This window comes from Ensifer sp. 22521, assembly GCF_052044795.1.
In the GTDB taxonomy this organism is placed as follows: domain Bacteria; phylum Pseudomonadota; class Alphaproteobacteria; order Rhizobiales; family Rhizobiaceae; genus Ensifer.
Map to the genome: position 1 here is coordinate 226,171 of NZ_JBQENM010000004.1, position 17,285 is coordinate 243,455.

The window sequence follows — 17,285 nt, forward strand, 5'->3', positions numbered from 1 at the left end:
GAACAAAACACGAATTCTCTATCGCGCCGAATCAGCGGGTGTTGTATGAAATCGGGTCAATGCAAGAGGGACTCATTTGGCTTATCGCTTCCTGCATACCGCTGATGTTCACCTGGATTCACCTTTAAAGACGCTTGCTCTGCGCAATCCTGAGCTCTCAGATCTTATCGGTTTGGCTACCAGGCGTGCCTTCGTCCGCATAATCGACCTATGCCTAGAAGAGCAGGTCGACGCTCTCGTTCTCGCCGGCGATCTTTACGACGGCGATCAGACGTCGATGAAGACGGCCCGCTTTCTTGCAGAGCAGCTTCATCGTCTCCACGTCGCCGGCATCCGGACATTTATCATTCGAGGCAACCACGACGCCTTGTCCAGGATCACGTCCGAACTTGTCATGCCGGAATCGGTGAAGGTATTCGGCGCGACCTCCGAGGCGGTGGCTGTAGATCGGGGTGGTGGCCATTTCTCAGTCGCGATCCATGGACTGAGCTTTGCGAAGCCACACGCTCCGCAGAGCCTACTCCGCCACTACGCGCTGCCAATCCCGGATGCGGTCAACATTGGCATCATGCATACGAGCCTCGGGGGATCGGAAAAGCACGATCTGTACGCACCTTGCAGCGTCGCAGACTTGCAGCAGAGCGGATTCCAGTATTGGGCGCTCGGGCATATTCATAAACGGTCGGTTGTCGCGGACGCGTCTTCGGCCATTGTAATGCCCGGCATGCCCCAGGGGCGCGACATCAACGAGGACGGTCCCAAGTCAGTCTCCTTGGTTACGATCGAGGACGACCGCACGGTTACGATCGAGGAACGGCACACCAGTGTAGCGCAGTTCGAAAGGCTGCACGTCGACGTGTCGGAGGCGAGCGATTGGAACGAATTGGTCGGCCAGGTCTCGAGGCAACTCGAAACCCTGCGGTCGACGGTCAATGCCAACCATCTCGTGGCTCGCATCCAGCTGCACGGGGCTAACCCGCTGGCATGGCGTATTCGGCGCGACTTGGATCTCCTGAGAACTGAGATGGAGACGCGTGGCGCGATGATCGGAGACGTCTGGATCGACAAGATGCAGACCGCATGCATGGAGCCGGGAACGGACCGCAGCGGAGGCGCACTTGCAGAGCTGTCGTCCATCATTGACGGCGACGTTCTGACCTCTACTGCCTACAAACAGGAACTCACCGCGATCGCGGAAGAGCTTCGCGGCCAGCTGCCAGCCGAACTGAGGGATATCTTCGGAGCGGATGAGGCCTCATTCCGAAATCTCATGGGCGATTACGCTCGCGAGGGATCCGCGGATGTCGTGGCTCGGCTGCGCGGAGGGCAGGGGGAATAATGCGGATCAATCGTCTGGATCTTGCTCGCTACGGCAAATTCACGGATGGTGTTCTGGACTTCGGACCCCGACCAAGCGGCTCGCCAGACCTTCATCTCATCTACGGTCCCAACGAGGCCGGAAAATCGACGACCTTTGACGCGATCCTCGACCTCGTCTTCGGCATTGGGTCCACCAGCAGGTACGCCTTCCTGCACCCGTACCCGACAATGCGCATTGGAGCGAGTATCAACGTCGGAGGGGAAGACCGCGAACTCGTCCGGATCAAGCGACCCCAGAACAGCCTCCTCGACGACATGGAGCGTCCTGTGCCGGACGCGGACATTTGCGCCGATCTCGGAGGCATCGACCGCGATGCCTTCAAGACGATGTTTTCGCTCGATAATGAAAGTCTGGTGAAAGGCGGTGAGGCGATCCTCGCGAGCAAGGGCAACCTCGGCGAGCTACTTTTCGCAGCTAGCGCGGGACTCTCCGACCTGAGCAGGCAGTTGACATCGATCCGAGCCGACGCGGATGGCTTCTACAAGTACCGTGCCAAAAGCGGTGTGCTCGGGGAGTTGAAAGCGCGGCTCGTCGAGTTGAAGCAGCAGCGTGATACCTTTGACCTCCAAGCAAGCGAGCACCAGCGCCTTGTAAGCGATCGCGATCGGCTGACACGCCTTTACAATGACGCCATCGACGCAAGGGCAGGTACGCAACGGCGGGTCGACGAGATCAAGCGTATCCTGAACGCTCTGCCTGTCATGGCACGGCTTGCGACGCTTAGGAGCCGACTTGGCGAGCTTGAAATCGTCCGCGAACCGTCGGCTGCCTGGCGCCGGGAGTTACCAGAGCTCAGGCGGCAGGAAATCGAGGTGCGGGTGAAGCTGCAGGACGCGTCGAACTCGGTGCGGATCGTCGAAGAGGAGATTTCGCGGATCGTCGTGGATGCTGCAGCCTTGGAGGCGGCATCGCAGATCGATGACCTTTCGGAACTTCGAGCTCGTTACCAGACCGCGGACAAAGATATACCAAAGCTCGCGGGTCGGGCGGACGATTTGTCGATCGAGGGTCTGCTACTGCAGCTGGGCAGGTCGGAAGAAGCCAATCCGGAGCGCCTTCTCCTCGACGCGGCGACCGTAGGCACCTTGAGATCGCTGGTCGGTGCCAAATCCGGTGTCGATGAAAAGCTCGTTGCGGCTCAAGGCGAACTGGATAAGGTCGAGCGCTCGCTTGCGCGTGAAAGTGAGGGCGTCGACGCCGACCTCTACGCCTCTCCCGACCGGAGGAAGACCTTTGACGCGCTTCAGGCCGTCGTCAAAGCAGCGCCGAAATCCGACCAAGATATCGCGCTTCGCTCGCTGGCACGCCGTCGCGATGCCGCTATGGCAGGTCTCTCCGAGGCGTTGGCAGCTCTTCGCCCATGGCAAGGAACCGCCGAAGATTTGGGATCCTTGCCGCAGCCGCCGAACACGCGGCTGGAAGGCTGGAAGTCCCGCTTCTCGGTGGCCGAAGAGCAACACCGGGCCTCGCGAACCGAACTCGAGCGTCTCGAGCCCGAGGCGCGCCGTCTCGACGCGGAAATCGAAAGCCTCCGCGAGCAGACAGGAAGCATCGATGAAGCAGGTGCGGTCGCCACCCGGGCGGCCCGCGAAGTGGCCTGGACGTTGCACCGTCAGGCTTTGAACGCCGTTACAGCCGATGCCTTCGTCGAAGCGATGCGGGTTGACGATCGAGTGGTCGCGCAGCGCCTCATGCACTTCGGGGAGGTAGGTAGGTTAAATCAACTCCTTCTGCGCCGCGCTTCCGTGGGCGCGGATATTCTAAGCCAGCAGAAGGTGCAGGAAAACGCGGGCGCGGGTAATGCGGCCGTTCTGGCGGAAATCCAGCAATCACTTGGTGAGCTGACGTTTGGAGTTGGAGCCGTCTACGATCCTTGGGAGCTCGAGGATTGGCTTCGCAAGCGAGACCATGCGCTCAAAGCCAGAGGCGAACTCGCGACCATAGACGCGGAAATCGCTGACATCCGTGACCATATCGAGCTGGCGAAGCGGTCGTTGGTCGCCGCGCTTGGACATGCCGACCTGACCTTCAATCCGTCCGCCGACTATAATATTCTTGTCGTTGCCGCCGAGGAGGCGTTGGACGCCTATCATGCTGCAGCCAGCGCGGCCGAGCATGTGCGACGGCTTAGGGAAGATGTCGTCGAGCGCACCAGACTCCTTGAGCAAGCCCACAAGGCCTCGGAAGCGTGGCGGTTGCAATGGCAGTCTGTCTGTGCCGGATCCTGGCTGCACGAGCTTGGCGACGTTCCGGATGTCGGGGCCGTTACCGAAGTCCTGTCCGTCCTCGAGCAACTCGGGTCGGCGGTGACGACCAGGGAAGGCTTGGTTGATCGTGTAGAGAAGATGAAGCAGGACAAGGCGCTCTTCGAAGCGAAGATGCACGAGCTAGCAGGGAGGCTCGGCGTGTCGATCGACGAGGCGCCTCTGACGCTGTTCCAGGCGATCCATGACAAAATTAAAGCCGCCGGCCTACATGCGGACAGACGTGATAAGCTGTTGCTTGATCTCGAAGAAGTTGAGCAGAAGCAGCACGACATGAAGGTCGAGCAGGAACTCCTTGTGGCGCGCGTTGCCGAAATGACGGAGTTCTTCGGTGTCACCTCGCTTGGCGAAGTCGAGGCCTGCATGGACCTCGCGTCACAGCGTCGTGATCTGGAAACTTCTATTTCCGAGACAGAGCTTGAGCTTGTTCAAATCGCCGGCGTAAAGGCGATGTCTGAAGTCGAAGAACTTACCGATGGGATCGATCGGGCGGCTCTTGAGGACGAGCTTGCGAGACTTGCACCCGTGTTTGAGGACCAGGACGTACGGTACCGGGACCACTTTCACGCCCTTTCGAAAGCGCGGGATGCCTTGGATGCGATCGGCGGCGACGAGAAGGTAGCGGCTTTGGACGAGCAGCGCAGGACTATCCTTCTCGAAATTGAAGAAAGCGCCCGTCGTTACATGGAACTGCGCGCCGGCGTAGCCGCGGCCGAGCACGGTCTGAAGCTATACAGAGACCGCCATCGAAGCGGCATGATGGCCCGGGCTTCCGAAGCCTTCAGGACCATAAGTCGGGGAGCCTACGATGGCGTCGCCGCCCAGCCTGGGAAAGACGGCGACGTGCTTATCGCGGTATCTGCCGGTGGTGGGTCGAAGGCAGCGAACGAACTGTCCGATGGAACACGCTCTCAGTTGTATCTGGCGCTGCGTGTAGCTGGTTATCACGAGTTCGTTGCCAGGCGGACGGCGGTGCCGTTCATTGCCGACGACATCATGGAGACCTTCGACGATTTCCGTGCGGAAGAAGCGTTTCGTCTCTTCGCCGAAATGGGGATGCACGGCCAGGTAATCTACTTCACCCACCACAAGCATCTCACTCACATCGCGAAGAAGGTCTGCCCTAGCGTTCGGTTACATGATCTCGATGAGGTCGGAAGGGCAGGTGCCCTGCGGGTGGTTGCGGCGGAATAGGGGCCGAAACGCGCTTCGATCGTCGCGTTGGGCGCTTTGATAGCTGCTACAGTCTGTGCCTTGGAGATGCACTAGGCCAACGCAGAACGCTCCCAAGTAATCGCCGCGAGCTTTCGCTTCCAAGATCGGAGCGATTTTTTTGGCCGTGCTGTCAACAGTTCGTTTTCACTCTGGTTGTAGGGAATGGCCTCCACCACCGAGTCAAGCCTTTGCCGATCATCAAAATAACCAACATCTCCGATATTCGACGTGCAACTCTGCGCTACCGCAAAACAGTAATCGTTCGTCCCGAGGGAGTTGCGGGACCTGAGCTTTCCGTATGTCAGGGGCTGCGGGGATGTTACTCAGTAAGGCTTCGCGACCCGCCATACCCTGAGACCCCCCAGCAATGCTCGGTTTGGTTTCGAGACGAACACTACGCGGCAAAACGTCGTGACGATGGCGATACGCTTGTCGTATTTCCGGATGTCGTTGACTTTGTTTCAGGCCAGTTCGCGCGGGAAGCTTTCTATCTTGCGTGTTTCGCAGTTACTGTCGTCGCCGATAGCGTAGAGGATGCTGTTACCTCCCTATGGGGGCACGGGATTTCTGGCGAGGAAATCGCGGAAGCCCAGTTTCTTGACCTTACTGGGGAGCCTTCAACCCATTCGGTGGCCTTGCCCGAACGGGTCATCCCAGCACCACCCGTTTTCTCGATACCGAGCCCCAACGGCATGTCGCTCGATGACTACGTTGCGAACACACGGTCTGCACTCATTCGTCGGTGGACGAGTGACGTCAATGATACTGCCTTCACAGGGGTGTTCAGTGTCGCTGATCTGAAGGCACGTTTTCGAAACGGCTATGCAAAACGCTACGACCTTAGCACTCGGCGACGGAAGAAAACGTCCCTTCGTGCCGACAGTGTCAACCACGTCGACGAACATCTCGATGACGGACATCTCGATGGTTTCGGTGCGATAACCAAAAATGGGCTTCTCGAGGTATGGGTCAACGCAGCCTTAGATCATCGGGGCTATGCTCCTTTGTTTCGCCAAGCCGCGATGCAGGCCCACGGTTTTGATTACGATGTAGAGAATAGAGGGCGCTTCGATCTCGATCATGCGTTTGGTCGAAAGATTTCGATCGAGCATTCCCGGGCGAAATATGTGCTCCTCGTGCCTATCCGGAAGCAGTTCAACCGTTCGTGGGGTTACATCGAACGCTTCACCGCTCACGATCCCATCGGGCATCCAGCCATGCAGCAAGCGACCTGGTTTACGATGCCCAAGATGTTAGGTCTTTACGCGCCATCGCTGTCCCGCGACGGGACGATTGAGAACGGCCTCCTTCGTATCAGCAGAGAGCTGCTAGAATGTGGAGCGATTTTTTCACATCAGACCCAAGAGGCGATACTTGGTTTAAAGGACCTGTACCAAGGTGTGTGGAGAGGGAAGGATGTCGTGGAAAAGCGGCATGGATGTCCGGTGATTTATCCTGACGATCGATTTAAAGAAACTCGGGCAATGCGCCGAAAGCAATCCCGTGCACGGCGAAACGGCTCTACTGTGAACGCGACATAATCGGTCTTTCGTGCCTGAAGTTCGCCCAGCGACTACGAGGGAAGAGGCCACTGATCAAGCCTCGCATGGTGGTCCGTCGGCGCTCGCGACTCGGCCCTTTCACTGCTAAGTTGCATAACAGCTGATCTTACGGGGGCTACTATGGTCGACACAGTGCGTGCGGGGAAAAATGCACTCGAGCACGAAGGAGCGACGCTCGGTCGAATTCACGCAAGATCGAACACGAGAAAGGCGCTCGCCTATTGGCTCGGATTTCTCAAGGGGATTCTGGCCAGCGATAAAGTCGAAACCGCCGAATACGCGCCCCTGCAAGTTGAGGCCGAAAATTTTCTGACCCTCCTACATGATCCCGATGCGTATGAACTCATCGAGGATCTCCGGATATGGAAGAACGAGCCAAGGGAAATACACGATATCATCGAGAATATCGTCGTCATGCGTTCCCGAGACTTTGTCATCGAGAGCGAAAAGGACGAGATCAACGAACTCTATGGCTTCTGTGCTGGTATTGCCTGTGACAACCGCATTACCGCCGAAGAGGTGGAGAAGTTGCTATCGAAACTGGGTAGCTACCCCAGAATCCAAACCGACCAGCGGGTAATCAACCTCAGAAACGCGGCGCAGCGATCAATAGCCGACGGGAGGATCACGCACGAAGAATCTGACGATATCTGCAGTTGGATTACTCACCTGGTCGGTGACAGCGCCACTGATACTGGAATCGCCACCTTCGGAAATGTCGGCGTCCTGGATGGCGCACTCGCTGACCACAACGTCCTAATCTTTGACCAACGGATGTTCGTGTTGACCGGGAAGTTCACGCTCGGCCCCAGAAAGGCGATCCAAGGGATGATTGCAGACCGGGGAGGGGAGTTCAAAAGCAGTGTCTGCCGGAACACTCATTATCTCTGTGTCGCGGCGGAGGCTTCACGAGACTGGCGGCACAGCCACGAGGGATTGAAGATCATGCGGGCCATGGAACTACGAGCTGAAGGCCGCGGCCCACACCTCGTGCACGAGGGCATCTTGGCGCAGGCGCTCTCCCGATAGCTCGGTCAAGCCGTGGCGACCGTCGCCGTGCCAGAACCCAGAGGCGGTTCTCTGCTACTTGATTTCCAGAACCACCGGGTTGTGGTCGCTGACCTGATCTTGTGCATCAGCATTAAGATTCATGTAGGTTGCTGCGGATTGATTGGGCGCCCCGCTCACGACGAAATGGTCGATGGCTTCTCGTAGGCCATTGAAGGAGTACGAAGCTGTAAAGGCTTCTCCGCGATGGTCACGAAGGAACGTGAAGCCCAGGCTGCTGTTGCGGAACGGGGCCAGTGCTTCTGCATCTGCGTGGTCGTTGAAGTCTCCCATCAGAATAATGGTTGGGCGGTCGGCACTGTACCTCCGTTCCAGTTCGGCCACCAAGCGCTCTGCCTGTCGCTTGCGACCTGCAGTGCTTGCGGGTTTGGGGTCTTCAGCGTTGGTGTAGAGGCCGTCGTCTCCGAGCTTCGACGACAGGTGCAGGTTCACGAAAACGTATCGGCTGTCACCGATGGCGGCCTCGAGCAGCAGGGGTTTGCGGGCGCTGGCGAATGGATTGGCGTCTCGGTCGCAGCGATCGTCGGTATCGAACAATCGCTCGGAGGTCTTGATGGTCAAGCCCGCATCGTCCCGGACAAGGAAAACTGTCCGTATGTTCCCACCCGGCGCACCGCCGTCGGTGTTGGGAAGAACGGGATCCAGGGCAACCGCCTTATAGCCGGGGCCGCCTGCTGCCCCGATCGCGTCGATTAGTGCCTTGATCGTCAATTGCGCAGAGGTCGCTGATGTCGCGCCCTCCCCATCGTCGTCTTGTACTTCCTGCAGTCCGATAACTGACGGGGAGTTGAGGTCACCAGTGATCTGGCCCGCGATCCTCTTGAATTTTTCCGTTGCACCGTCGGATGCTATCGACATGTTTTCGGCGTTGTACGTGGCTATGCGGATGCCTTCGCCAAAGGTGGGGGCGGGGACCTCGATGACGTCAGGCGCCGGCAGGGACGAAACATCAATCAACTCGTCCAGGACTACCATGTAGACGCCGTTCTCATAGGACATTATCCCGGTCAGATCGCCCAGATGCGTCCCGACCGAAGGCGCAAATGGCGGCTGGCCCTTGGCTTTGTGAACAGAGATGATCTCCGGGAAGATGTGGCCGGGCTTCCCAAGCGGGAGCCCATAAGCAGACTTTTCGTCGATGCCCAAAGCTGCTGCCGGAACGACCCAAAAATTGTCCCATTGCGGCTCCTTGCGTGACACGACTATCGCGTCGCGGATGACGACGCGCATTCCTTCCAAGGATTCGAAATAGTCCCGAGGATGCTTCACGGGATCAAAAGGCGTATTCGGGGTATCGGCAAAAGCGATGTCGTTCGTTGATCCGGGCGGATTGAAATCGATAGGGGTCGGGAGGTCGGCTGTGCCCGTCACCTCAAATGCAGTCACAGACCGTAACTGAGTGATCGGCAGGAACGTCTTCCGATCATCGCTCTGCACTTCATTGATCTCGGTGGTGCCGCAGACTGCCACTTTGCGTGTTGGAAAAATCGGTGGCTCGGGGAATGGCTGGAACTCGTCCGGTTTGCCAGTGACCCGAACGGTGTCTCCGCGCTTCGGAATGGCGAATATCGGTGAGTTTCCAGGGAAAACAAAGATGGCGTCCGATGTCGCGGCATCGCCGTCTGGTTGGCTTGACTGGACGAAGAAGCCTTTTCCAAAATGCCCCGTCACAACCCCGCTGATGGTGACATCGACGTTCGTGGGGAGCGTGGTCTTGTGGTCGGCGCCTTGAATGGTGGCAATGGGAGTGTCAGCCGCCCACGCGGCCGAAGCGTTGGTTGACACCGCCAAAGCGGCAATCATCAAACCTCTCATGTGATCGAGATAAACCATCGCGTCCCCCCGCCGTGTCTCGGTGGAGTAGTATATGCTCATATGCGTGTAAAAACACAATGACGATCAATTTGAAGTGGTGTGTTGTTCCCCGCCGATCCTCCCGCGGACACCCTTGCGAAGATTGAACGCCCATTCTGCTGCGCGGATTCCTGCTTCGAAGACTGCGAGGAGACTGCGGCAACCGTGGAGGTCTTCGGAGCGCAGCGAAGCGGTCCCTAACGTCGTCCCAAGGGCATGGTGTCGGCGTCAAACCCTCTGTTAATTCAGCGCCGCTAATGTGTGCCAAAATTGGATACGAAAGGCATGCCAATGAGAGGCGCGGCACCTGTTATGCAGCAGCATTTCCTGAACAAGGAAGAATCCTTCATGTACGACCGGGAAGCGAGCTTTCCGATGGAGGATACGCGAAACGAAGCCCGCATCGAGTTTGCCGAAAAGGGCATGACGCAGCTGAGTTCCCGCCGATGCGAAATCCTCAAGCTGTCCAAGAGCGGTGCCGTCCTCGGTATCGCGACCCAGTTTCGGTTGCCTCAGAATTTCTATCTGGATATCCCGAGCGCCCGCATCCAGATGGTTGGCTGCCTGATGAAGCGCGTCCACGCCAACAACGTCATTGAGGCGCGTTTTCTCCGCCTGCTGACTGATCGCGATCTCAATCGCATCTTCGTTTACAGCACCCATCCGAACCACCGAAACCGGACGCTCGACATTTACCGTTGAACAGGTCTTCCCGGTTCGGCTTACCCGTGGGTACTGCGACCTTACGGGGGATCACGTCCTCTGAGCGGCTGCTATTGCACCCCAAACTTGAAGAGGGAGACGAGCTCAACGGTACCAGACCGGCTTGTACTTGCTTCGAGAAAGTCGGTGCTGTCGTCCGACCAGAGACTGTATTTCGACCCATGTACACAGAAGGCGTGACGTCTTCGTCGAAAGTCCCAGTAAGCTGTGCAGCTACAGGGCGGACGATATGCTGCCCGACTCCGCGCGGCTGGACCGCGAAAACCGAGGGAAGCTTGCTCCTTCGGTCGTCGACTCCGTTCTCCACATGGCCGAAATGGATATCCCGGTCGACTGGATAGTCATCCAACTGGAATTAGAACCGGGTAATGTGGAGCATGGGCCGGTCACGTGGTGACGTCAAATGTGATCGACAGCTTGTCGGAAATCACTTGCTTGGCGCGCTCGCAAAGCGCCCTGACGGTTTCCTTTGTCGTCAAGCTCGACAGCGGAGCGTCTATCTGGCAAGCGACGAGCGGTTCCTCCGCAAAGTATGAAACACCATGTTCGTCAGGGTCCATCTCGTTTTCTGGCCAGGACGCATTGCCCCACACATGGTGGAACCAATTGCTCTTGGGGTCGACCTCACCGACGCATTTGAAAGCCATGATAGATAGTTTGCTCTCGGTATTTTCCACGGCAACGAACCGAGAAGGGTCGGGCTCGATGCGTTGGTCAGCAAGATCCCAACCTGTATCGGCGACTATCCTGACCTCGAGCAACCAGTCATCGACCTTTGGATGAGCGCGTCCCTCACCACTTCGGGTGTAGAGAACGGAAATGTTGTAAAACGGCAAAAACGTCCACGCCCAGGTATCGAGAAGATTTGAGCGCGCAAGTGGAACAGTGCCCGCCAAATTGTTCTGCCACTGATAGAATTCCAGTTCGGGGAACTCCTGTGCTACGCATTTCAGAGTGTCGAGGCATCTCCTTTGAAAATCCCATAAGAGGCGATATGCATGGCGGACGTCGACAAGAGACGCTGACAATGCGCGTTCATCGAGGGACATTGGCGTGACCTTCACTTGAAATTTCTGAGCGACTCGTTCGCGATCGGGTTCCAGGGGCGGGAGTGGTGAGGCATGCTGCCCAGAAGCCGGAGGTGTTGATAACCGGCTAGGCCGAGGGCGGTTACGATGTCATCGAGGATTCTGTCCGCCGAACCGTCCATCGGCTTCGCTCGTTCTTCTTCGATGGCGGTCAAGAGACGGTCCCAGCCGGCCGCCACCACTTCGATATCGTGCCCCGATGCAGCGATTTCCGTGACAATCTTTTCCACGGTAACCTCGACATTCTTGCCCAGACCTCCAATGGCGGCCAGGAAGACGCGGTTTCCGTCATCACCGGTGGCTTCGTGATATGCCGTCCATTGCCGGACCCATTGGCCCGCATATTGAGTCGGATAGGTGCCGAACTTCGCTTCTACGATCACCCGTAGCGATATTGCGGGATCGCCAAGTTTGAAGTCCAGGAACACGTCCGGCTCGACCGTGCCGTTCGTCTCGCCACTTTCGGCCCAGGTGGGCCAGAACGTGATTTGGTTCAATTCGGCCACACGGAACTCCGGCAGCCCAGAACCGAAGGTTCGCCGTAGAATCCGCCACAGCATGGCGCCGTCGAGGTAGGCGAGGCGGCCGAACACCGAGGCGGTAAGCAGGTCCTCAGACATGCGAAACGCTGTCCGCCAGCTCATCGGGTCTTCGCTCGCGGGAAGCCGCCCCGCTTTTCCGCTGACTATCGCCTGTAACATTGATTCCCCGAATGATTGATCGCGCTATAGTTGGCGCAATGGCGAGCCAAAAACAAGTGAGGGTTGTCACGCAACTCGAGGCTGCGATGGTCGCCATCATGCGGGGAAGGTAACAACTGGATGGAAATACTACCATCGGCGGATTGCTGGCGCGCCTCCGAAAGCCTTCAGCCGCGAAAAAAGTCAGCTAAGCCGCTGACGGGTGAGCTTCGTTGCTTCGCGGCATGTCTCCAACAGGTCATTTCTCCCCATGCTTCGGACAATGCCGCAGGCTGCGCATTGGATCAGTTCTCTCATCTCCATGTCGCGAAAGGATAATCGTTCATGTGGCCGCATTTCGCGCACCTAATTTCGAAACTGTCCGAGCAATCCACAGCTGCCTGCCTCCCGCTTCCGGATACCGTACAACTTGGTCCGCTGGATGGCGATTGCAAGACGGCCACCCGGTTACCGTACACAGGTCGGCGGCAACCTCATTGCGAACGTGGCTCGCCGGCAGCGGGGACGAGCCGATACCGCGTTCGATCGGGACAATCAGTCCACGCCATTCCCAAGCCTGAAAACCGCGGCTCTCGCAACGAGCGCACTCAGGTTGGAATGAAGTTGCCTGCTTGTCTCAGCGTAGTCACAATCCCAATGCTGGGACAGTGCGGTCAGAGTTTCCGACACAGCCGCCGTCGGATAGTGCTCTCCCGGTGTGGACGCGAACGGCGCATCGGTTTCAGTCAATATCCTCTCTCTGGGGAGCTTCTTGATGAGCGACGCCGCCCGTCTGCTCCTGAGCATTGGAAGCCCTACAGAAAACCACGCCCCAATGTCGACAGCTCTTTCAGCGTGCGATATCGGGCCCGAAAACCAGTGCAGTATTGCCACCCCGGATTCGGGTCTTTTTGTCAGCGCCTCGATTACCTCGCCACTCGCGTGCCTGCTATGAATCGACATGACGCGGCCACCAACCGAAGCGCATGCACAGAGGAGTTCGTCGAAGACCTGCTTCTGCAGGTTGATATGTTTCGCGTAGTCGTCGCCGCCGTCAATTCCGATTTCGCCGACATACCGGGTCTCTCCAAGCAACCTTCGGAACAGCCCGATCTCGCCGTGCCGTTCCGAAACGAGTTGCGGATGCAGACCCAGCGCCGTCCTGATCCGTTTCCGACCTTTGGAAATCTGTGCAGTCTTCGGGAATGCCTTAGGCGTGTTCGTAACCGAAAGCACATATGTCCCTGCACGGTCGATCTCGTCGGCGGTGCGCTCCGGCGAGGGAAACAGGTCCAAATGGCAATGAAAGTCGATCACGTCCCGAATCCTTGGCCGGCCAGATAGGTTGCGACCTCCTCGAGTCCACGCTTGTGGACGCCGAACCAGTTGGCGCGTTCTAAAGGATCAAGAGGCAAGGGTCCACTGCCGATGGCGCGGTGTCTGAGACCGCGTTCGTCACGGGCCGTCGCCACGAGCATCGCCATGACGTCGTCACGGATGTCGGGACGATCCCACAGTGCGTCTAAGTCAGGGTACTGATAGGACGTCGTGTCATCAACTCCGGCCTTGGCGAACGCGGCCCGCCTGATCAGGCACGGAACGCAGTGGCCGCATTGTTGGCTTTTGCGTTTCCACTTGCCGCAAGAAACAGTCGAAACTGCAGCGTGCGCGAAATCGTCGTTCGGCAGCATCTCGGACAGCATCTCGCCCTTTGTCATATGACGGTACGGATTCTGCAGCCGGACGCCGAGGCCTACCTTGTCGAGCATCGATTGCACCTGTGACAGGAAGTTCGGGTGAGTTGTGCGGGTGCTGTGGGAGCCGATCCGACGTCTTGTTAGCGGTGCGTTGAGAGCGATGAACCCATTCTCGGGGACGAACAGGTCCACGGCCCCGGCAGATGGCTTTTTTGCCAGCACCGCGCCAGCGGCGACCGCGCCGAACGCCAAGAAGCCGAAGCTCCGCGTTCGCATTGTCGTGTCGCTTTTGTTCTCGCCACCGAAGACCGGGTTCGCGTTAGCCGCAAAGCGAGGGAGTTTCCTTCCGAGGCGCGGCGCGAGGTACTTCTGGTAGCTTTGGTCACCACGATAAGAGTGGCTTACGAGTAACGGCGTGCGACCGGCATCGGCAAGCTGACGAGCGCCGATAAGGCTATCCAAGCCACCCGAGAAGAGGCACGCGCAGTCGGCGGAGCCAATGGCAATGTGCGAACGATAGTGTTTCAGTACTGCTTCCTTTGTCGGCGGCTCCAATCCCTGATCCCTGAAGGAAAGCGTCCAGCGATCGCCACTGAGGAAGTTCAACGCCCTTTCGAGATCGGAGGCGACGTCCTGCCAAACTCGCGGTCGGGCGAGAGGAACATCCAAATGAAGCTCGCGGGTCCAGCCGTTTGCGGACCAAGTCTCACGGTTGACGAAAGTGTCGGCAGCGATGACCGCCAATGCAATGGACAGGAAGTCGAACGTCGCAGGATCAGTGACCACGCCAAGTCGCCTGACAGCCGATTGCAGCCGCCGCCCGATCGATCCAGTTCCTAGTCGCGGCGGCCGAGCCCCGTACAGGAATACATGTGCCGCGCCGGCAACGTCGGTCGCCGGAATGTTGGTCTCGTCGATGTGGAAAATGAGCTTATTCATCGAAGCTTTCCCATTCCTGCCAGACTTCGTGGATGGACTCCCGCATAAATCGGTGGATGTCCGCTCTCGTGATATCTTTGGCGTCGGCCAGTCTGGGCCCCAGATTCTTTTCGATCACGACACGGATGACCTCGAGCAACTCTCCCTCTGCCTCCGGTGTCCGCTGCTCGTCAGGCGCATTTGCCCACGATCCGCCGACCTCTTCGACGATCTCTTGAAAAATCGACTGGGAGAGGTATTCGCCGAGAATCCTGTTAATGGTCTCTCCATCCAGACGATCAGGGTCGAAGTCTCCTTCGCCCAAGACCTCGAGCATCGCTTCGTCGATGGCCGTCCGTATCCTGTCGCTGTCGCCGTTCTCCGGCGCCAGTGTCTCGGCCAATCTTTGGCAGACGACGTCAAGCGGCTGGCCGGCGAGAGCTTCCTTCGGCAGGCCTCGCTCCGCTGCCTCGCCTCCGTCTCCTCCGAGGGATTTCAGAACGTCGTAGAGATCACCGCCCGACGTGTAGACGGAGCCAAAACGTCTGGGACCGACCGTGCTTCCTCCGGTCGAGGTCCGCGCGTAGTGTCCGAGCGATTTACGGAGGTCAGCGCCGTCGCCGCTCTTGAGAAACTTTCCGAAGGAGGTTCTGAATGCCTGAAAGCGTTTTGGGGGTGTCGGCGGCACGGCCGCACCGGGTTGGTCGTCAGCCCAGGGCGGCACCATTGGTTGGTTCGAGCCAGAGCCTCTGGACGAAGAGGAGGTGCCCATCAGCCTTCGCTCCCCGCGATCTTGTTGTCCGCCTTCATCATGGTCGCCATCCACCTGGGGGTTTTAGGCAGGCTCTTTATGAGGCCGACCAGCTTGTCATGGGCAATCTTGTCTTTCGTGGCGAGAAGGTGCGCGCCGCGGAAATCCGGGCGCAGCTTGCTCCAATCCGGGTTTCTCTTCATAGCGGCTATGATTTCGTCCATAGCCTCTCCGACTTCGGATGGGTCGATGTCGTCGACGGCAGCTTTGGATGCCGGAGAAGTTGCAATCGCAGTCTTGAGAAGAATTTCGATCGCCTTTCGGGTCTTTTCGCTGAGACGCTGAATTGAGACCCTCACAGGCATCGTCTCCCTCGAAAGATAGACGGCCGGGCGTAGGTCCACTCCACCAAGGGGCGGATCCAGCTTTAGCCAGTCCGAAACGAAATCCGCATGCTTTTGCCAATCCTTCGGAAGGCGATCAGGAGGGACGGTATCCGTGATCGACTCCAGTTCGCTCAGCAACGGAGCTTTACCCACAGGCGCGGCACTAATCATCGCATTCAGAGTCCGGATGGCGTCCTCTCCTGTGCACCTTTCAAAGAGGGCGAGCTTCGCAATGATCGATTCGTCCAGCGCCATGCCTCGACGCCTCGCAACAGAAGCTCGCATCCGGACGACGTTAAGCAAGCGCTTCACGATCCGAGGGTTGCCGTTTACCTGGTTCGAATGGGCAAGGAGGTCTGCCAACCTGTCCATCGTGCCGAGCGTTCGACGTAGCTCGTGGTCCTCAGTGATGCAGAGCCTAGCCGCCGCCTGGTCGACGTCGAACGGAGGTTCGTCGGACCAGCTGCGACGGAGTTTCCCGATTAGGAACCTCCTGAGATCCTCCACCTTGCTAAGGTCCACATCGGACCTGGCTGCCGCCAGCATAAACAGATACGCTCTGACTTCTTGCAGACCGAGCTTCGGAACGCGCAACGGCACCTGGATCAGCTTGTCAAGGTAGTCCGTGATGTGGCGATCGCCCGGGTCCTTGAAATGCTTTGCTACCGCCAACCGGATCATGTCTTCGTCGGCGGCAACGATAAACGCGGTACTGGGTAAAAAGAGAAAGAGCCGCATGGCTTCGAGCGTGGAGATCGCGTTTGACGGAAGGCATCGATCCAGATTGTCTACGAAGACAACCAGACGACGGTCGAGTTTTGATAACAGCTCGCTGAAGTCTTGCCGAAACGCTACGATTTCCTCGGGCGCGTTCCGCTTCTCTTTGGGTTTGAGGATGCCCGTCGTTCGCTTCTCGACTTCGGCCGCCGCGTCCTTGACCGCAGCGATGTCTTCCTCATCTGACTTGCCGTCCCATATGTCGCCTGCAGCGCCAGCGGCTTTCGTAAACATTCCTAAAGTCGGCACGCCGGCAAGGAGCGCGCCAACGTCGGCTGCAATTCCCAGCACTTTCAGCTTGTTGACGCGGCGATAAAAGCCGGCAGCTTTTTCCTTCAGCGTCTCCGGGGCGGCTTCGTACACCGATTTCGCGATGACCGTCATCAAGGCCGATTTCGCCTCGTCGAAATCTTGGTAAAGCCAAGCGTCGAACGGTACGACAAGGTTGCGCCTATCCGCCTCCAGCTGCTTACCAATCAGCTGTAAAATGCTTGATTTGCCCACGCCCCAGGTGCCGTAGACACCAAGTGATATCGGTAGCAGGGTGTCGTCGCACACCATATCGCATATCATCTCCGAGACTTCGGAGTAGTTCAGATAATCTATTTGGCTTTCGCTATCGGCCCACATGTTTCCCTCGCCCTCTTTGGAGAGATAGGATCCACCGAGACGGGAGGTCAAGTGAAATGACAACTAAAAATATCTATCGCTCGGTCAGTTGCAAACGACGCTGGCAACTGGAGCTGAGCTCTGCAAATCGCGAACACGCCCCGGACGGGGAAGTGGCGATAGTACAGTTGAGCTTCCCAAACGCATGCTAGCTTCACGGATTGAGGAGCTCCGGCTCAACGTGATATCGCCTACTCCAAGGGACGGGGTTTCCATGGAACTTCTAACTAGGATCGACGAAGCGCTGATCGA

The 17,285-nt window shown here is 58.1% G+C and carries 12 protein-coding genes; 5 read left to right on the forward strand and 7 right to left on the reverse strand.

Annotation, left to right across the window (positions count from 1 at the left end; translation table 11 throughout):
- Window positions 1–76 precede the first annotated feature (76 nt).
- From ACTJKE_RS07130 to ACTJKE_RS07145, 4 genes are all read left to right on the forward strand, one after another.
- The gene (locus ACTJKE_RS07130; protein ID WP_440691552.1) at window positions 77–1,339 is read left to right on the forward strand and encodes a metallophosphoesterase family protein; all 1,263 of its coding nucleotides are present in this window, start codon (window positions 77–79) and stop codon (window positions 1,337–1,339) included.
- A complete protein-coding gene (locus ACTJKE_RS07135; RefSeq protein ID WP_440691554.1) occupies window positions 1,339–4,839 on the forward strand; it encodes an AAA family ATPase in 3,501 nt (1,166 codons plus the stop codon). The genes ACTJKE_RS07130 and ACTJKE_RS07135 overlap by 1 nt, the downstream gene beginning before the upstream one ends.
- A gap of 209 nt (window positions 4,840–5,048) precedes the next feature.
- Window positions 5,049–6,401 carry a hypothetical protein gene (locus ACTJKE_RS07140; protein ID WP_440691556.1) on the forward strand — a complete coding sequence of 451 codons (1,353 nt, stop codon included), beginning with the start codon at window positions 5,049–5,051 and terminating at the stop codon, window positions 6,399–6,401.
- A 141-nt stretch (window positions 6,402–6,542) separates the two neighbouring features.
- Window positions 6,543–7,451 (forward strand): hypothetical protein, encoded by a 909-nt coding sequence (locus ACTJKE_RS07145; RefSeq protein ID WP_440691558.1) that lies wholly within the window; start codon window positions 6,543–6,545, stop codon window positions 7,449–7,451.
- Window positions 7,452–7,505: 54 nt separating this feature from the next.
- Here the strand turns inward: ACTJKE_RS07145 and ACTJKE_RS07150 are convergent, their stop codons facing one another.
- Window positions 7,506–9,323 (reverse strand): endonuclease/exonuclease/phosphatase family protein, encoded by a 1,818-nt coding sequence (locus ACTJKE_RS07150; protein ID WP_440691560.1) that lies wholly within the window; start codon window positions 9,321–9,323, stop codon window positions 7,506–7,508.
- Window positions 9,324–9,635: 312 nt separating this feature from the next.
- On the opposite strand from ACTJKE_RS07150, the gene ACTJKE_RS07155 reads away from it, so the two are divergent.
- Window positions 9,636–10,046 carry a hypothetical protein gene (locus tag ACTJKE_RS07155; RefSeq protein WP_440691627.1) on the forward strand — a complete coding sequence of 137 codons (411 nt, stop codon included), beginning with the start codon at window positions 9,636–9,638 and terminating at the stop codon, window positions 10,044–10,046.
- A gap of 407 nt (window positions 10,047–10,453) precedes the next feature.
- Here the strand turns inward: ACTJKE_RS07155 and ACTJKE_RS07160 are convergent, their stop codons facing one another.
- The 6 genes from ACTJKE_RS07160 to ACTJKE_RS07185 all read right to left on the reverse strand — a co-directional run bounded on the left by ACTJKE_RS07160 (window position 10,454) and on the right by ACTJKE_RS07185 (window position 16,994).
- Complete coding sequence (locus ACTJKE_RS07160) at window positions 10,454–11,116, reverse strand: hypothetical protein (RefSeq protein WP_440691562.1); 663 nt, start codon at window positions 11,114–11,116, stop codon at window positions 10,454–10,456.
- Between the two features lie 11 nt (window positions 11,117–11,127).
- Window positions 11,128–11,775, reverse strand: coding sequence for a hypothetical protein (locus ACTJKE_RS07165; protein ID WP_440691564.1), 648 nt, complete (start codon window positions 11,773–11,775; stop codon window positions 11,128–11,130).
- 615 nt (window positions 11,776–12,390) lie between these two features.
- Window positions 12,391–13,152, reverse strand: coding sequence for a Qat anti-phage system TatD family nuclease QatD (qatD, locus tag ACTJKE_RS07170; RefSeq protein WP_440691566.1), 762 nt, complete (start codon window positions 13,150–13,152; stop codon window positions 12,391–12,393).
- Window positions 13,149–14,471 carry a Qat anti-phage system QueC-like protein QatC gene (gene qatC / locus ACTJKE_RS07175; RefSeq protein ID WP_440691568.1) on the reverse strand — a complete coding sequence of 441 codons (1,323 nt, stop codon included), beginning with the start codon at window positions 14,469–14,471 and terminating at the stop codon, window positions 13,149–13,151. The genes qatD and qatC overlap by 4 nt, the downstream gene beginning before the upstream one ends.
- The gene (locus tag ACTJKE_RS07180; RefSeq protein WP_440691570.1) at window positions 14,464–15,222 is read right to left on the reverse strand and encodes a hypothetical protein; all 759 of its coding nucleotides are present in this window, start codon (window positions 15,220–15,222) and stop codon (window positions 14,464–14,466) included. The genes qatC and ACTJKE_RS07180 overlap by 8 nt, the downstream gene beginning before the upstream one ends.
- On the reverse strand, window positions 15,222–16,994 hold the full coding sequence (locus ACTJKE_RS07185; protein ID WP_440691572.1) for a KAP family P-loop NTPase fold protein: 1,773 nt from the start codon (window positions 16,992–16,994) through the stop codon (window positions 15,222–15,224). Before ACTJKE_RS07185 ends, ACTJKE_RS07180 begins: the two co-directional genes overlap by 1 nt.
- Between the last annotated feature and the right edge of the window lie 291 nt (window positions 16,995–17,285).

What these genes read in the sequence shown, in the direction of transcription:
- ACTJKE_RS07155 (WP_440691627.1), top strand. Translation starts at nt 9,636, where the DNA reads ATGAGAGGCGCGGCACCTGTTATGCAGCAGCATTTCCTGAACAAGGAA.
- ACTJKE_RS07180 (WP_440691570.1), bottom strand. Translation starts at nt 15,222, where the DNA reads ATGGGCACCTCCTCTTCGTCCAGAGGCTCTGGCTCGAACCAACCAATG.
- ACTJKE_RS07145 (WP_440691558.1), top strand. Translation starts at nt 6,543, where the DNA reads ATGGTCGACACAGTGCGTGCGGGGAAAAATGCACTCGAGCACGAAGGA.
- qatC (WP_440691568.1), bottom strand. Translation starts at nt 14,471, where the DNA reads ATGAATAAGCTCATTTTCCACATCGACGAGACCAACATTCCGGCGACC.
- ACTJKE_RS07185 (WP_440691572.1), bottom strand. Translation starts at nt 16,994, where the DNA reads ATGTGGGCCGATAGCGAAAGCCAAATAGATTATCTGAACTACTCCGAA.
- ACTJKE_RS07150 (WP_440691560.1), bottom strand. Translation starts at nt 9,323, where the DNA reads ATGGTTTATCTCGATCACATGAGAGGTTTGATGATTGCCGCTTTGGCG.
- ACTJKE_RS07160 (WP_440691562.1), bottom strand. Translation starts at nt 11,116, where the DNA reads ATGTCCCTCGATGAACGCGCATTGTCAGCGTCTCTTGTCGACGTCCGC.
- ACTJKE_RS07135 (WP_440691554.1), top strand. Translation starts at nt 1,339, where the DNA reads ATGCGGATCAATCGTCTGGATCTTGCTCGCTACGGCAAATTCACGGAT.
- ACTJKE_RS07165 (WP_440691564.1), bottom strand. Translation starts at nt 11,775, where the DNA reads ATGTCTGAGGACCTGCTTACCGCCTCGGTGTTCGGCCGCCTCGCCTAC.